This is a genomic window from Nitrospirota bacterium, from assembly GCA_040756155.1.
Lineage (GTDB): Bacteria > Nitrospirota > Thermodesulfovibrionia > JACRGW01 > JBFLZU01 > JBFLZU01.
The window spans coordinates 15,451-32,269 of sequence record JBFLZU010000050.1; the positions used below are offsets into that span (position 1 = coordinate 15,451).

The 16,819-nt window shown below is 40.5% G+C and carries 16 protein-coding genes; all 16 read right to left on the reverse strand.

Features of this window, described 5'->3' with window-relative positions:
- The coding region (locus AB1488_04965) for a metallophosphoesterase family protein (GenBank protein MEW6409445.1) at positions 1-711 on the reverse strand (711 nt) is incomplete at its 3' end.
- Positions 689-1,162: a transcription antitermination factor NusB gene (gene nusB / locus AB1488_04970; protein MEW6409446.1), complete on the reverse strand. Its 474-nt coding sequence runs from the start codon at positions 1,160-1,162 to the stop codon at positions 689-691. The genes AB1488_04965 and nusB, both read right to left, overlap by 23 nt.
- A 7-nt stretch (positions 1,163-1,169) precedes the next feature.
- A complete protein-coding gene (gene ribE, locus AB1488_04975) occupies positions 1,170-1,634 on the reverse strand; it encodes a 6,7-dimethyl-8-ribityllumazine synthase (protein ID MEW6409447.1) in 465 nt (154 codons plus the stop codon).
- 234 nt (positions 1,635-1,868) lie between these two features.
- Positions 1,869-3,095, reverse strand: a complete 1,227-nt coding sequence (locus AB1488_04980; protein MEW6409448.1) for a bifunctional 3,4-dihydroxy-2-butanone-4-phosphate synthase/GTP cyclohydrolase II — start codon at positions 3,093-3,095, stop codon at positions 1,869-1,871.
- On the reverse strand, positions 3,086-3,748 hold the full coding sequence (locus AB1488_04985) for a riboflavin synthase (protein ID MEW6409449.1): 663 nt from the start codon (positions 3,746-3,748) through the stop codon (positions 3,086-3,088). Before AB1488_04985 ends, AB1488_04980 begins: the two co-directional genes overlap by 10 nt.
- A gap of 212 nt (positions 3,749-3,960) precedes the next feature.
- Positions 3,961-5,247 carry a hemolysin family protein gene (locus AB1488_04990; protein MEW6409450.1) on the reverse strand — a complete coding sequence of 429 codons (1,287 nt, stop codon included), beginning with the start codon at positions 5,245-5,247 and terminating at the stop codon, positions 3,961-3,963.
- Positions 5,237-6,346: a bifunctional diaminohydroxyphosphoribosylaminopyrimidine deaminase/5-amino-6-(5-phosphoribosylamino)uracil reductase RibD gene (gene ribD / locus AB1488_04995; protein MEW6409451.1), complete on the reverse strand. Its 1,110-nt coding sequence runs from the start codon at positions 6,344-6,346 to the stop codon at positions 5,237-5,239. The genes AB1488_04990 and ribD overlap by 11 nt, the downstream gene beginning before the upstream one ends.
- Positions 6,347-6,349: 3 nt before the next feature.
- Complete coding sequence (gene ppdK / locus AB1488_05000; protein MEW6409452.1) at positions 6,350-9,079, reverse strand: pyruvate, phosphate dikinase; 2,730 nt, start codon at positions 9,077-9,079, stop codon at positions 6,350-6,352.
- A 30-nt stretch (positions 9,080-9,109) separates the two neighbouring features.
- Complete coding sequence (gene glyS, locus AB1488_05005) at positions 9,110-11,173, reverse strand: glycine--tRNA ligase subunit beta (GenBank protein MEW6409453.1); 2,064 nt, start codon at positions 11,171-11,173, stop codon at positions 9,110-9,112.
- Complete coding sequence (locus AB1488_05010; GenBank protein ID MEW6409454.1) at positions 11,170-12,048, reverse strand: glycine--tRNA ligase subunit alpha; 879 nt, start codon at positions 12,046-12,048, stop codon at positions 11,170-11,172. The genes glyS and AB1488_05010 overlap by 4 nt, the downstream gene beginning before the upstream one ends.
- 88 nt (positions 12,049-12,136) lie before the next feature.
- Positions 12,137-12,910: a DNA repair protein RecO gene (gene recO / locus AB1488_05015; GenBank protein ID MEW6409455.1), complete on the reverse strand. Its 774-nt coding sequence runs from the start codon at positions 12,908-12,910 to the stop codon at positions 12,137-12,139.
- A 10-nt stretch (positions 12,911-12,920) separates the two neighbouring features.
- Entirely contained in the window at positions 12,921-13,379 is a 459-nt protein-coding gene (locus AB1488_05020) for a bifunctional nuclease family protein (protein ID MEW6409456.1), read from the reverse strand.
- A 122-nt stretch (positions 13,380-13,501) separates the two neighbouring features.
- Positions 13,502-14,419: a CBS domain-containing protein gene (locus tag AB1488_05025; GenBank protein ID MEW6409457.1), complete on the reverse strand. Its 918-nt coding sequence runs from the start codon at positions 14,417-14,419 to the stop codon at positions 13,502-13,504.
- Between the two features lie 62 nt (positions 14,420-14,481).
- Positions 14,482-14,841 (reverse strand): DRTGG domain-containing protein, encoded by a 360-nt coding sequence (locus AB1488_05030; protein MEW6409458.1) that lies wholly within the window; start codon positions 14,839-14,841, stop codon positions 14,482-14,484.
- A gap of 111 nt (positions 14,842-14,952) precedes the next feature.
- The gene (locus AB1488_05035; GenBank protein ID MEW6409459.1) at positions 14,953-15,978 is read right to left on the reverse strand and encodes a zinc-dependent dehydrogenase; all 1,026 of its coding nucleotides are present in this window, start codon (positions 15,976-15,978) and stop codon (positions 14,953-14,955) included.
- Between the two features lie 9 nt (positions 15,979-15,987).
- On the reverse strand, positions 15,988-16,819 hold an 832-nt coding region (lsrF, locus tag AB1488_05040), incomplete at its 5' end, for a 3-hydroxy-5-phosphonooxypentane-2,4-dione thiolase (GenBank protein ID MEW6409460.1).

Here is a 16,819-nt window from a genome sequence, read left to right on the forward strand (position 1 = left end):
TCTTTCTATGAGATATGCGGGTAGCCCTGCATTTCTCATCTTCTTCTGCGTTTCGGCAAAGTTATAAGGCACCCTCTTTATCTCAAGAACGCTTTTCTCTGTATCATATATGGCATATGATGCATCTGGATTGCCATCTCTCGGTTGCCCGACACTCCCTACATTTATTATATAGCGACGATTATCTTCGATGGAGGTCTTTTCTTCTCTCAGTAAAATATCATTCTCCTGATGTATGATAATTACAGGTCTATGAGAATGCCCGACAAAACATATCTTTTCGCTAAAATAGGCGAAGTTATCGTATGCATCCCACATCGTAAATATGTAGTTCCATTCATGAGGCATCTTTGGTGTTGAATGAACAAATATTATGTCTCCTTTTTTATGTGTTGCAGTGAGAGGCAAATTTAATAGGAACGCTTTATTCCATGATGTAAGTTGTTCTGCTGTCCATTCGACAGCTATCCTCGCATATGGATTGAAAGTTGATATATCGGTAAGCCCTACTGCCCCATGATCATGATTCCCTGCAATAATTATTCGGCATCCCCCCCTTATCTCATCAATACATAAATTCGGATCTGGTCCATATCCAACTGCATCACCAAGAAAGAAAATATCATCTACCTTTTCTGATTCAATATCCCGAAGAACAGAATTAAGTGCCTCAATGTTACTATGGATGTCAGATATGATGGCGTATCTCAATTTTTGTTCTGTGTTCTGTGTTCTGTGTTCTGTGTTCTTTTAATGACCTTGCTACACCATCGAGTATCCCATTGATGAATGTCCCTGAATCCTCTGTGCTGTATCTCTTTGCGATCTCAATTGCCTCATTTATCGCTACCTTTGAAGGTATATCGTCTCGATATTTCAGTTCATAGACTGCAATACGAAGGATATTACGATCAACAACAGCCATACGATCTATTCTCCAGTTCGCTGCAAAATGGGCTATTATATCATCTATGCTGGTGAGATTTTCCATGATGCCTCTGATGAGTTTTTTACTATATTCAGCCATCTCATCATTTATGGAAATATTCTTACAGTCATATAATGCTTCATCGAGGAATTCCTCTGTAAGTTTTTCCTGTCTGATATCAATCTGATAGAGTACCTGCAGGGCAATCTCCCTCGCCTTCCTCCTTCTGCCCATAGGGAACCTATATGCTTTTCATAAGATTTACCATCTCGATGGCAGAGATAGCGGCATCCCAGCCTTTATTTCCACTCTTTGTGCCTGCCCTCTCGATGGCCTGTTCTATATTATCTGTAGTGAGAATACCAAAGATGACAGGAACACCTGTTTCAAGACCGACGGACGCAATCCCCTTAGAGACCTCGGCTGCTATATACTCAAAATGAGGAGTAGAACCCCTTATGATTGCACCAAGACATATAACCACATCGTATTTTTTTGACTGCGCCAACCTTTTTGCAACAAGTGGTATCTCAAAGGCACCAGGAACCTTAACTATTTTAATGTTTTCTTCACCTGCCCCATGTCTTTGGAGTGCGTCCATAGCACCCTCCAGCAAATGTTCTGATATAAATGTATTAAATCTGCTGACGACGATTCCGAATCTGAATCCCCTTGCCTGAAGTACTCCTTCAATTATCTTTGCCATAATGACCTCCCTCTGTAGTTAGACGCAGAACCAACAATAAGCAGGGCTGGTTTGAGCAACATCAGAGATTTTTCGGTAACAGTTCTTAGTGAACTGTAGCGTCCACAGCCTCGACTGTCCGAACCCATAGGGTAAGTTTCGAGGCTGTAGCGAAAGGAACTTAGAACTGTCGAAAAATCTCGTAGGAAGCGAAAGCCAACCCTGCTTATTAAAATCCTTATATCTGGACTTGGATTAAACATTATTCAGTATATGCCCCATCTTTCCCTTTTTTGTCTTCAGGTATAACACATTCTTTTCGTGAGGCATCACTTCTATGGAAACCCTTTCAACCACTTTCAGCCCATAGCCTTCTAAACCAACTATCTTCTTTGGATTATTGGTCAACAATTTTATCTTACGAAGCCCTAAATCTACAAGTATCTGAGCACCGATACCGTAATCTCTGAGATCAGCCTTAAAACCTAACTTTTCATTTGCCTCAACAGTATCAAGCCCTCTATCCTGAAGTTCATAAGCCTTGAGTTTATTGGAAAGTCCAATCCCTCTCCCTTCCTGTCTCATGTAAAGAAGTACACCCCTGCCCTCTGAGGCAATCATCTCCATTGACCTTCGAATCTGTTCTCCACAGTCGCATCTTTTAGAACCAAGCACATCACCCGTGAGACACTCTGAATGGACTCTTACAAGTGTAGGCTTATCCGAGTCTATCTTACCTTTTACAAGGGCTATATGTGTTTCTTTGTCAAGGTCATTCTCATAGGCAATGGCAATAAATTCTCCCCCATATTTTGTTGGAAGCCTTGTCTCTGCAATCCTTCTCACGAATGATTCTTTTCTCATCCTGTATTCGATAAGGTCTTTTATGGTTACTATCTTTAGAGAAAATCTCTTTGCAAATTCCATAAGTTGGGGAACCCTTGCCATTGTTCCATCATCATTCATGATCTCACATATAACTCCTGCGGGGTAAAGTCCTGCGAGGCGTGCAAGGTCAACAGAGCCTTCTGTCTGCCCCGCCCTTTTAAGCACCCCTCCTCTTTTTGCCCTAAGGGGGAATACATGACCTGGTCTTGCAAGGTCTTCCGGTCTTGTTTTTGGATTGATGGCTGTCAGAATAGTCCTTGCCCTGTCCGCAGCAGATATACCAGTAGTAACACCCTTTTTTGCCTCGATAGAAACGGTAAATGCCGTTCCAAAAGTGGATGTATTATCCGCCGTCATCATTGGTAGTTGTAACTCTTCTACCCTTTCAGGGGTAAGCGAAAGACATATCAATCCACGTCCAAACTTTGCCATAAAGTTTATTGCCTCTGGTGTAACCTTCTCTGCTGCCATAGTAAGGTCACCCTCATTCTCTCTATCCTCATCGTCAACAAGGATTACCATCCCGCCTTCTCTTATGTCCTTTATCGCTTCTTCTATTATGTTGAATTTGAATGTATCCCTTGTCATAACCATCCATGCTCTTTTAAAAATGATACATCTATGGTTTTTTGTGATTTTTCAAAGAGGACAAAGTCTTTTTTATTTTTGAGCAGATTTTCAACATATTTACTAATGATGTCTGTCTCTATATTCACCGTATCACCAATCTTTCTTAACCCCATCGTGGTCATCCTTTCGGTATAAGGTATGATGCAGACCTTAAAACCTCCAGATACAATATCAGCGATAGTTAAACTTATACCGTCAACAGCAACAGACCCCTTTTTAACTATGTATCTTAATAAGTCTTCATCAGTCTTGATTGTATAGAATGTACAATTCCCTAAAATCATTTTTTCTGAGATAGACCCTGTACCATCAATATGTCCTGTGACTATATGCCCTCCAAGACGGTCAGATAATTGCATCGCCCGCTCTATATTTACTGCTTCACCTATCTTGAGTTTCCCGATATTTGTAACCCTTATAGTCTCGTATGAGACATCCACCTCAAATTCTTTACGCCGATGAGCCACAACCGTAAGACAGACGCCATTAACAGACACACTGTCACCAGGCTTAAGCCCAGAAATAATCTTTTTAGCACTGATTATAATTCTTGCGGATTGTAAATCCTGCTCTATCGTCTTTACTCTTCCGAGTTCTTCTATGATGCCTGTAAACATTGATGGTTATATCAGCTGTCATTCTGAGGCAAAACCGAAGAATCCCTTCGACTCCTCTCAGGACAGGCTCTTTTTGAGACCCTTCGCTTCGCTCAGGGTGACAATTAAAAATCATTATACCATAACATCGAACAAATTTCTATTTACCCCGTTAGAATGTACTATGTTTTAATCCCGTAGATATTATTAATGGGATGAAATTCTAACGGGGTTTACTCAACTACTTCTACCCTGATCTTCGATATCCTTCTGCCCTCCATATCAACAATTGTAAACTTATATCCTCCATATTTAACCGTCTCTCCGCCTCTTGGCATTCTCTGAATCCCGGTAAGCACAAACCCACCAAGAGTTTCATACTCTGGAGACTCAGGAATATTTAGTGAATAGTCTTCATTAAGGTCTCTGACAGATATGGAGGCATCAACCACAAGCACACCGTTTTTTAACATCTCGACAGGTTTCTCTATATCGTATTCATCTTGTATCTCTCCGACTATCTCTTCTATAAGGTCTTCCATAGTAACCAGACCCGCAACCCCTCCATATTCATTTACCACAATAGCCATATGTATCCTTCTCCGTTGCATCTCCTTAAGGAGATGGCTTACCTTCATACTTTCAGGGATAAAATATGCAGGGTGTATCAGGTTTTTAAGTTCGATAGACTCCTTCCTCGATAATGGAGCAAAAAGGTCTTTGTCATAAAGTATTCCTTGTATATCATTTATGTCCCTGTTATATACAGGGTATCTTGTGAATTGCTCTTCAGTTATCAATTTTAGGACATCTTCGATAGGGGTATCTATCTGAATTGCAACGATCTTTGTAGCAGGAACCGTTACCTCTCTGACAGATCTATCTGCAAACTCAAATACGCTGTGAATGAGTTCCTGTTCGGTCTGATCAAATACGCCCTTTTCTCTTCCCTCTTTCAATATTAATTTTATCTCTTCTTCTGATACGAGAGACCCTTCAAATGAGGTCTTACCTTTGAATGGTTTCAATACTATGTTACTGCTCGCAGTCAGAATATCAATCAGAGATGATGATGCATCTGAAAACCACTTTATTGGTTTTGCTACCCATATTGAGATCTTCTCAGGATATTTTAATGCCAATGACTTAGGAACGAGTTCTCCAAGAACAAGTGAAAGGTAGGATATTATAACTACAACCACTCCTATAGATATCGCCTCACTTGCTATCTGAATAGCAAATATTGGTATCTTTTTTATAATTGGTTTTAAGACCTCTGCAGCTGCAGCACCACCTATCGCAGCAGCCATCGCCCCGACAAGCGTAACACCTATCTGAATTGTTGCGATAAATCTCTCAGGTTGGTCCTTGATTTTTTCTAAAACCATAGCTCTCCTGTCACCTTCTTCTGAGAGTTGTTTTATATAACTTTTTCTCGTTGCAATAACCGCCAGTTCAGATGCAGCAAAGAAACCATTGAGAAGAATTAACAACAGTATTAATAAAACTTCAAACCACATAACCTTCAACCATTATGTCATCCCCAACCCTTCGAAGACGCGACCACTTAATTACAATAGCATCCTCGAGTGACTCTGGGGATATACCGCCTACCATTCCTATGGCATTTTTTCCACCGAGAATCTTGGGTGCAACAAATAAAATAATCTTATCCACAATCCTTTCCCTTAAAGCAGATGCATTTATTCTGGATCCTCCCTCAATCATAACACTAGTTATACCAATCTCACCCAATCTTATCATAAGCTGATTAAGGCTTATATGATTATTTATACTGTCAAAGAAAAGTATCTTTGCACCTAAGTCCTTAAGGTGTTTAACCCTATCTTCAGGGACAGGTTTTGTTGTTACTATATATGTTGGTGCAGATGATTTTTGAATAAGGACATTTGAATCAAGAGGGATATTTAGCAGGCTATCCACTATGACCCTGCATGGGTCTTTAGCTTTCTTACTCTTAGTTCTTGCAGTCAGGTTGGGGTTATCCTTGAGGATGGTTCCTATACCCACAAGCACAGCATCTACTTGATTTCGTAAGCGGTGAACAGCCTGTCTCGCCTTTTCCCCGGTTATCCATTGAGACTTCCCTGTGGATGTTGCAATCTTTCCGTCAATGGTTATTGCAGCCTTCAGTATTACAAATGGTTTTTTTGTTGTTATATATTTAAAAAAAACTTCATTTAATCTCTTTGATTCTTCCTCAAGAATCCCTGTTGTTACTTCGATACCTGCATCATCAAGTTCTTTTATACCTCTTCCTGATACATAAGGGTTAGGATCGATGCACCCAATTACTACACGGGTTATACCACTGTTGGCTATTAAAGAAGTACAAGGAGGAGTCTTTTTTTCATGGTGACAGCATGGTTCAAGATTTACATAAAGTGTGGCACCTTTCGCATCCGAACCAGCATCCTCAATTGCAACCTTTTCTGCATGTGGCATACCAGCCTTTTTATGGTAGCCCCTACCACATACCCTTCCATTCTTTACAACTACAGCGCCTACAAGAGGATTTGGGTTCGTTTTCCCTTTTCCCTTTTCGGCAAGCCTCAGTGCAAGCCTCATGAAGTATTCGTCTTTTTTTTCACTGTTCAACTCTTAACTCTTCAGTTGTCTTCTTTCTTCTTTTAGAGCTGCCTGTGCTGCTGCAAAACGTGCTATCGGAACCCTATAGGGTGAACAGCTTACATAATCAAGTCCGATTTTATGGCAGAATTCTACAGATTTGGGCTCGCCTCCGTGCTCGCCACAAATTCCCATCTTAAGGTTTTTCTTCATTTTCTTGCCTTTTTCAACTGCTATGCGCATAAATGCACCAACTCCATCTGTGTCTATGGAAATAAAGGGGTCTTCCTTAAGTATTCCGCTCCCTATATAAAATGGCAGGAATCTTCCGGCATCGTCCCTTGAGAGTCCATAAACTGTTTGTGTAAGGTCATTGGTCCCAAAGGAATAAAAGTCAGCAACAGTAGCTATCTTATCAGCGGTTATACAGGCACGGGGTAGCTCTATCATAGTCCCTACTGTATATGGTACTTTCACCTTATACGCTTTCTGAACCCTTTCTGCAACAGAAACGGTAAGGTTTCTCATCGTCTCCAGTTCCTTCATATGTCCAACAAGAGGAATCATTATTTCAGGAATTACCTTGATCTTCTGTTTTGAAAGTTCACATGCAGCCTCCATAATAGCCTGCACCTGCATTTCGTACATTTCAGGGTAGGTAATACCGAGACGGCAACCACGATGTCCGAGCATAGGGTTAAACTCGTGTAGTGATTTATTCTTGGCGCGCAAGTGCTCAAAGGTCACACCCATCTCACTTGCCAATTCCATGAGTTCTTTATCGGTATGTGGAAGAAATTCATGGAGGGGTGGATCAAGAAGCCTTATGGTTACAGGAAGTCTGTCCATAGCCTTGAATATCTCAATAAAGTCACCTCTTTGCATCGGAAGAAGCTTTGCAAGTGCATTATTCCTTCCTTCAACTGTATCAGAAAGTATCATCTCTCTTACAGCCTTTATCCTGTCTGGTCCAAAGAACATATGTTCTGTCCTGCAAAGCCCTATTCCCTCAGCACCAAAGTTTCTTGCCACAATAGCATCCTCAGGTCTGTCAGCATTTGTCCTGACTTTTAATTTTCTGAACCGATCAGCCCATTTCATAAGTTCCTTATACCATGGATTATGCTCAGGGTCAGCAGGCAATAAGTCGAGTTTACCTTTATATACCCTGCCCTTTGTTCCATTAAGTGTTATCCAGTCTCCCTCCTTGAGTATTCTTCCATTTACATGGATTTCTTTTTTCTGGATATCTATATCAAGGTCAGAGCAGCCTACTATGCAGCATTTGCCCCAGCCTCTCGCAACAAGTGCCGCATGGCTTGTCATTCCACCCCTTGCTGTAAGGATAGCCTGTGCAGCATGCATTCCATGCACATCCTCTGGAGAGGTCTCATTCCTTACAAGTATAACTTTCTCACCCCTCCTTGCCCATGCTTCTGCATCATCAGCGGTAAATACAATTCTTCCGATAGCTCCGCCGGGACCAGCAGGCAGACCTTTTGCAAGCTCAGTAGCTCTCTTTTCAGCAGCAGGGGCAACACTGGGATGTAAGAGTTCATCTATCTGGTCGGGTTTTACACGTAAGAGAGCCATCTCTTTTGTAATAAGCTTCGATTTCGCCATCTCAACAGCCATTCGTATTGCAGCCTGACCATTACGCTTGCCAACCCTTGTCTGGAGCATCCAGAGCCTACTATCCTCAATGGTGAATTCAATATCCTGCATATCCTTATAATGCTTTTCAAGCCTCTTTTGGATACCAAATAATTCTTTATATAATTTCGGCATTGCCTCCTCTAATGAGTGGAGATGCCTTGTGTCTTTTGTCTTACCTGCCTTATTTACAGGATTAGGAGTCCTGATGCCTGCAACAACATCCTCTCCCTGTGCATTTGGCAGCCATTCACCGAAGAATATGTCTTCTCCTGTTGCAGGGTTTCGTGTGAAGGCAACTCCGGTTGCCGAATTGTCACCTGTATTCCCAAAAACCATGGCCTGAACATTAACAGCAGTGCCCCAGTCATCTGGTATCTTTTCTATCCTGCGGTATGAGACGGCACGCTTTCCCATCCATGACTGAAAAACAGCACCGATACCACCCCATAACTGTTCCTGTGGGTCATCAGGAAACTCTTTTTTAAGTGTTTTTTTAATAATCACCTTGAACTCGTCACAAAGTATCTTCAGATCCTCGGATGTCAAATCAGTATCGCTTTTGTACACTTTTTCTTTCTTCATCCTTTCCATTGTATGCTCAAGTTTCTGACGGATACCTTCTCCATCTTCAGGTTCTATTCCAGCAGCCTTTTCCATAACAACATCGGAATACATCATAAGCAGACGACGATAGGCGTCATATACAAGGCGTTCATTGTTTGTCTTCTTTATAAGCCCCGGGATTGTCTTTGTTGTAAGACCTATATTCAATACGGTCTCCATCATGCCAGGCATGGAGCTTCTTGCTCCAGAACGCACTGAAACAAGAAGCGGATTGTCGGGGCCTCCAAATTTTTTACCCATTATTTTTTCTACTTTTGCCAGTGCAGCAGTGACCTGCGCCTTAAGTTCTCGAGGGTATTTCCGGTTATTTTTGTAATAAAGAGTACAAACTTCCGTAGTTATCGTAAATCCAGGAGGAACAGGAATGCCAAGGTTAGTCATCTCTGCTATGTTTGCTCCCTTACCCCCCAAAAGATTTTTCATATCAGCTCTTCCATCTGCTTTGCCATCACCGAAGAAATAGAGATATTTTTTAACACCCATTTTGTCCCTCCTCCTTACAGGTCGTAGAACCTATACTATTATTTTCGAAAAATCCGCTACCTTTTTAAAGATATCTGATACCATTCCAAGCAATGCTAAACGGTTATTTTTCATACCCTCGTCCTTATCCATAACAAGCACATTATCAAAAAAATTATCTATCTCAACTCTGAACGCAAGTAATTTATTTATAAAATCAGTATAAGAATTTCTATCGATGAGGTGTTTTGTATCTTTGTTTATTAGTTTAACTGTCCTGTACAATCTCTTCTCAGCATCCTCTGTGAGGAGTTTATGGCTGAGCCTTCCACGATAACCATCTGGAAGTATATTTACAACCCTTTTTGATACAGTTACAAAGGGAATAAGATCATCCGTCTTTCTGAATTCTGAGAGTGCCTCTATCCTTTCTTTTACATCAATAAGATCATCAAATCCAGCAGAGAGAACTGCATCCACCATGTCGCTCATATAACCCTCTGATGTAAAGATATATGCTGCTCTCTGGCGGAGAAACTCCATGATTTCTCCCTGCAAACTGTTTTTAATTAAAACTTTCCCCTTAAATCCTTGAAGGGCTTTAGCCACAAGATCAGATAATCCTATACGAACATTACATTTCAGGATTATCTGGACGACGCCGTTTCCATTTCTTCTCAGGGCGTATGGGTCTTCAGAACCAGTGGGTATAATCCCTATGGAGAAGAAACCAGCAATAGTGTCTATTTTATCCGCTATACCGACTATGGCTCCCGTCTTGCTTTCAGGAAGGGTATCACCCCAGAATCTTGGTAGGTAGTGTTCATAAATGGCATCAGCGACTTCTTTCTTCTCTCCAGATAGTATAGCGTATTCCCTTCCGATAATACCTTGAAGCTTTGGAAACTCTCCTACGATGCCAGTCGTCAAGTCTGCCTTTGAGAGATATGATGCCCTTTCAACAATTTCCTTTAGCTCTTGATCTATCTTTGATGTAATATAGGACGCTATCTCAGCCATCCTTTTGACCTTCTGATAAAGAGAACCAAGCCTTTCGTGATACACAACCTGTTTTAAATTATCAACTCTATCCCACAAAGGGACAGAGCGATCTTCCTCGTAGTAAAAACTTGCATCATCAAGTCTCGCCTTAAGCACCCGTTCATTCCCTCTCCTTATAATATCCATGTCTTCAACCTTTGTGTTACTTATGACTATAAAGTAGGGTTGAAGATTGCCATTCGTATCTATCAATGGAAAATATTTCTGATGCTCTTTCATAGCATTTATAAGGACATCTCTCGGAAGTTCTAAGTATTTCCTCTCGAATCTTCCTAACACCGCCACAGGACATTCAACCAGATTTGAAACAGTCGTCAAGAGCTCCTCGTCCTCTATTGTGTCACAGTTTAATGATGATGCGAGTTCCTCAATCTGTTTTCTTATCATATCCTTTCTTTCCTGTGGGTCAATTATCACAGAGTTGTTCTCCATAAGTTGCTTGTATATCTTTGGATCCCTGACGGCAAATGCCCCAGGACTCATAAACCTGTGACCTCTTGAGACATTTCCACTTCTGATACCATCTATTTCGAATGATATAATTTCATTTTCAAATAGCGCCAGTATCCAGTGGACAGGTCTTGCAAAAGAGATGTCCTTATCCATCCATCGCATTGCCTTTGGAAAGGTTATTGACCTTATAAATGTAGTTAGTATCTCAGGTAGAAGTATTCTTGTCTCCTTTCTTTCTTCCTCAAAGACTGCTGTGATATATTCTCCCCTTTCGGTATGCTTTATCTTAAGCATCTCAACAGATATACCCTGTACTTTTGCAAAGCCATAAGCAGCCTTCGTTGGAGTTCCTTTATCGTCAAATGCAATCCTCCTTGCAGGTCCAACAACTTCCTTTATACTGCTACTTTGATGTTCTGCAACACCCTCTACAAGAACCACCAGTCTTCTTGGGGTAGCAAAGGTAGACACTATTCCAAAGGTTATATTATAGCTGTTAAGTAGTCGCTGAATGGATTCTTTCATTCCGATTAATGCAGGTGGAATGAATCTGGCAGGTATCTCTTCTGTTCCTATCTCGAGTAAAAGTGTTTTATTCATTTCCTCAAAGTATTTAAAAGCAGGAATCTTTTCTCCTCTCTTATCTTTAGATATCCTTTTGCACAGTCTTCTGCAATGTTTCTTACTCTTGCGACATACCCTGTCCTCTCTGCCACACTTATTGCACCCCTTGCATCAAGCATGTTAAATGTATGTGAACATTTAAGACAATAATCATATGCAGGAAGGACAAGCCCTATTCGTAAAAGCCTTAATGCCTCTCTTTCAAACAACTCAAATAATTTAATGTGCGCCTCCACATCTGCCTCATCAAAATTATATCTTGAAAACTCTACCTCACATTCGTGATGAATATCGCCGTATTTTATGCCCTTTGCCCATTCTATATCAAAAACACTCTCCACATTTTGTATATACATTGCAAGCCGTTCAAGCCCGTATGTGATCTCTACAGATACAGGTCTTAAATCAAATCCCCCAACCTGTTGAAAATATGTAAACTGTGTGATCTCCATACCATCAAGCCACACTTCCCACCCGAGTCCCCATGCACCGAGTGTCGGGGATTCCCAGTCGTCTTCAACAAATCGTATATCATGTTTCAGTGGGTCTATACCAATACTTGAGAGGCTTTCTATATAGATGTCCTGACTATCTTCGGGTGACGGTTTCATTATTACCTGGTATTGATAATAGTGTTGGAGTCTATTAGGATTTTCTCCATAACGACCGTCGGTGGGTCTTCTTGATGACTCCACATAAGCTACCCTCCATGGCTCAGGACCAAGGACCCTAAAGAATGTAGCAGGATTGAATGTGCCAGCACCAACTTCTATATCATAGGGTTGCTGTATAACACATCCCTGTTCTGACCAGAATTTTTGGAGCAATAATATTAAATCCTGAAAGTTCAAGACATCGTCCATTGTCTAAGGGGGTAAACCCCGTTAGAAAATCGTTTTCTAACGGGGTAAAAAAGTCTATCAAAATAGCCATGTTTTGTCAAGCAATGCAGCCATCACGCCTTTCGAGCTGTTCAAGGACGGAATATGATCTTGGCCTTCTTCCAAGTATATAACTAAAATAAGATAAAAGGGCTGAATTAAGTTCCATCTTTATCTGTGGGGTTAACTTAAGTCTGTTTATTTTGTTGACCTCAATCTCTATGGCTTTGTGAAAAAAGTTAGTGGTCCCATTACCTATTATAAAACAACTACCATCAATCTCACTGCGGCATCTATCGCATATGGCTCCACCATGTGATGGATAAAAATTAACAGGAGAATTATTTATAGAACTACCACAATAATTACATCTTGTTATCTCGGGTCTATATCCAAGAAGATTCAGGAGTTTTATCTGGAATATCTTGGATATTGTATCGGGTTCTTCCCCTGATTCAATAAACCTAAGAGACTGAATGAAGAGCGTAAAGAGTTCATGGTTTGGTTCACATTCAGGAGAAGATTCATCGATAAGGTCAGACATATACGATGCGTATCCAAGATTGACCATATCATCTCTTAGCCTGTGGAATGAATGTATTATATCAGACTGTGTTACCCTGAAAAGTGAGGTGTTTTCTCTACCATATAATCCTAATCTTGTATGTGTAAAAGGTTCAAAACTGCTGCCAAACCGACTCTTGGTTCGTCTACACCCTTTTGCTAATCCTTTGAGCCGTCCCTTCTCAAATGTAAAGAAAGTAATAATAAGGTCAGCTTCCCCATACTCTATTGACCTGAGAACAATACCCTGTGTTCTGAATATTGCCATCACAAAAATACTACATTGGATATTTCCCAAAATCTTCAGGTTTCAAGTTCCTCAACCATTCTTCCAATCCATCCGTGTTATGCTTTTCTATCACTCTGTTATCAACAAATATAGGGGCATTTGTTCTCAAGGCTAAGGCGATCGCATCGCTCGGTCTGGAATCTATAACGATCTCCTCACCATATTGATTTATGTAAACAGAGGCGTAATATGTGTTTTCTACGATATCTGTTACCACAATCCTCAACACCTTAACCCCTAAACCTTCTATTATATTTCTTATGAGGTCATGTGTCATAGGTCTTGGTGTTAATATCTTGCCCAGACCGAGTGCTATTGCATCTGCCTCAGGTTTACCTATCCATATGGGGAGAGTTTCTTCTCCACCATTTATCTCCTTGAGGAGAACAATATACATTCCACTTCTTGGATCAAAAAGAAGCCCTTCTACCTTTACCTGCAATAACATATAATACCTTTTCGTTTACCTTTGTCCATTCGCCGTTCACCGTGACAGGAATGGTAAACTATGAATGGCGAACGGATACATTATAGCACTATTCACCGAATTATTTCAAAAATTTTTCTTTGTTAATTCAGGTTAATTATAATCTTAAGTTCTGTCCCTTTACCTATCTCTGATTTGATATTCATAATATCCGCACATTTTTTGATATTGGGAAGGCCCATCCCTGCACCAAAACCTAACTCCCGTATCCGCTCTGGAGCAGTTGAAAATCCAGGTTGCATCGCCTGCTCAATATCAGGAATCCCCGGACCCGAATCTATTGCCTCAATCTCAATCTGGGCTGGTTGAATATTAGCAATAATCTTGCCCCCTTTAGTAAAGATAACGATATTCATCTCCGCTTCATAGATTGCAATAGCTACTCTACGGACAGTGTGTGGATGAATACCAAAGTGAGTGAGTGTCTTTTTAAGACTACTTGCTGCTTCTCCTGCATGTTCAAAGTCATCACCAATAATCTCATATTCTAAAACTATACTTACTCTATCCGCAATGATATCTTCAAAAAGGATACGACTTTCATACCAACGATGAATTTCCTTCTCCTGATACATATCTTCTAATCTTCGTAATAATCCATGAACGATATCTTGTTTAGTAATAATCCCCACTAACTTCTCATTTCCCCTTTCAATTACAGGGAATCTACCATAGCCAAATTTATCAAATTTATTAATCGCATGAATAAGTGGTTCATCTTTATATAAAACTTCTATCTTTTGACTCATTTTTTCTGAGATAGTGGCATCCATTTCGCAATCTGCTAAAGATTTGATGAGATCTTCAATACTGATGATTCCAATTAATTTATCTTTTTCTACTACTGGTGTTCCAGAGATACGGTTATCACGAAGGATATTACGTAAATCAATAATTAAGTTATCTGGGCCAATCGTAATAACCTTTCTATTCATTACCTCACCAACTTTTAAGTTATATGTCAGTTCTCGAATTACACTGATTTTTTCTTTTTGTGCCATAAAGTATGTCTCACCTTTCTTGGGAAACGAGAGAAAGGAAAACGGTTAGAAATCATAAGAGATTAACTACCTTTATACTCTGAGCAACCAGGTAATCCTTTTTGATATAATTTACCACATGATTCGTACATTGGGAGTTTGGTGGTTAGTAATGGAATCCCTTTCTCTTTTGCAAGATTTATAGTTTCTTCGAATGGTGTTTTTCCACGAACAAAACAAATTGCCTTTATTTCCGATACTTCTGCGGTACGAACTACCTGGGCATTTACCAGACCTGTTAGGAGTAAAGACCCTGCTTTAACAAAACTTAACACATCACTCATTAAATCACATCCACAACACATCTTCACTTCAGTTTCTAAATCAGCCGTATTTACTATAACTTCTGCATTCAAAATTTCTTTTACTTCTTTGAGGGTCATCCCTTTCTCTCTATCATTTTCTTAAAATTATGATACATACCTTAAAACAGTTTTGTCAAGCCCGATAGCAGCCAAGTTTCCTGGTTGTTTTATGGATAAAATCCATGTCTATTACCGCGATGGTTCGATAATCACCTTGATAGATTCATTAGCATCAGCAACGAGTTGAAATCCGAGACCTGTCTCCGAGAGGCTTAATCTGTGCGTTATCATTTCATTAACATGAACCTTTCGAGAACTTATGAGTTTTATTGCCACTGCGATGTCTGATGGGCTGGCACCATACGAGGTCATCATTGTTACCTCTCTACGCCAGAAATCAGTAATTGGTATACTGACATTAATACATGGCTCAGGAACTGCAAAAAATAAGACAGTTCCCCCACTATCTACAGATTGAAGAGCCTGAGCAATGGCAGATGGTGCCCCTGTACAGATTATTACATGGTCAGCAAGTCTGTTTTTATTGACCTGACGCAAACGGGATGGGACATCCTCTTCGGCATAAATAACTGTATCTGCCCCGAATCTAATAGATGCCTTAAGGCGATATTCATTAATATCAGTTGCAATCACCCGTCCTGCTCCAGTTATCCGAGCAAGATTTATATGGAGGAGTCCCGAGATACCGCTTCCTATGATGAGTATACTTTCACCAGGTTGTATTCGTAATAATCTCTGTCCGCGCACAACGCATGCAAGCGGCTCAATAAATGTCCCATCTTCGAAAGATATCTCATCAGGCAACAGATATACACCCCGGTCAACATTTATTTCAGGTATACGAATATATTCAGCAAAGCCTCCAGGTTCATAATTAGTTTTATGCAGAGTCTCACATGCGGTATGATGCCCATTTAGACAGTAATGACAGGTATTGCATGGGACATGATGTGACACAAAAACTCTATCACCTACCCTGTAGTCCCTGACATTCTCACCAACCTCAACAATCTCTCCTGTTATCTCGTGACCCAATACGGCAGGTGCTTTTTTAATTCGATACCATTCCATTACATCACTTCCACAGATGCCACTCGCAACTACTTTTACGAGTATCTCACCTGAACCAATCTTTGGGATCGGTCTCTCCTCTATCCTTATATCCCTGTTATTGTAATATACTGCTACGCGCATAGTTAGTCGTTAATATTTAGTGAGCCCCACTTTTTTACCCTTTTCCTTCACCTCATTAAACAGCTCGTATGCCTCTTTGGGTGTTGCCTTTTTATGGATGATGGCCCTTAGTGCCTTGATCATTGCAACAGGGTGTTCATTTTGCCAGATATTCCTCCCCAGATTAACACCTATAGCACCTCTTTGTATTCCATCGTAAACAAATTCCAACACCTCAAGATCTGTGTCTACCTTTGGTCCACCTGCTATAACTATGGGGACAGGGCAACCGTTTACTACTTTCTCAAAATTCTCGCACCAGTATGTCTTTACCACCTTTGCCCCTAACTCCGCAGCGATGCGACAGCATAAGGCGAGGTAACGGGCATCTCGCTTTTCTAATTCCTTACCAACAGCGGTAACTGCCATCACTGGAATGCCATAATCCTCTGCTTCATCTACAAGTCTTGCCAGATTTAGTAGTGTTTGGCGCTCATAATCGCTACCTATAAATATAGATATACCTACAGCAGATACATTAAGTCTGAGTGCTTCCTTTACAGAGGTGGTTATGCCTTCATTAGCCAGATCTTTTCCTACAATACTTGTGCCTCCTGATACCCGTAGAATAATTGGAACACTATTATCAGGCTCTATGCACGAACGCAATACTCCTCTGGTAACAAACAGGGCATCACAATAAGGAAGAAGTGGTTTAATTGTCTCTCTTGGTTTTTCCAATTTTGTTGTAGGACCAAGAAAATATCCATGGTCAATAGGCAAAAATAAACAGTGACCATCGGGTTTAATTAATTGTGACAGCCGATTTTTCATTCCCCAATCCATCGTAAATACCTCCTTC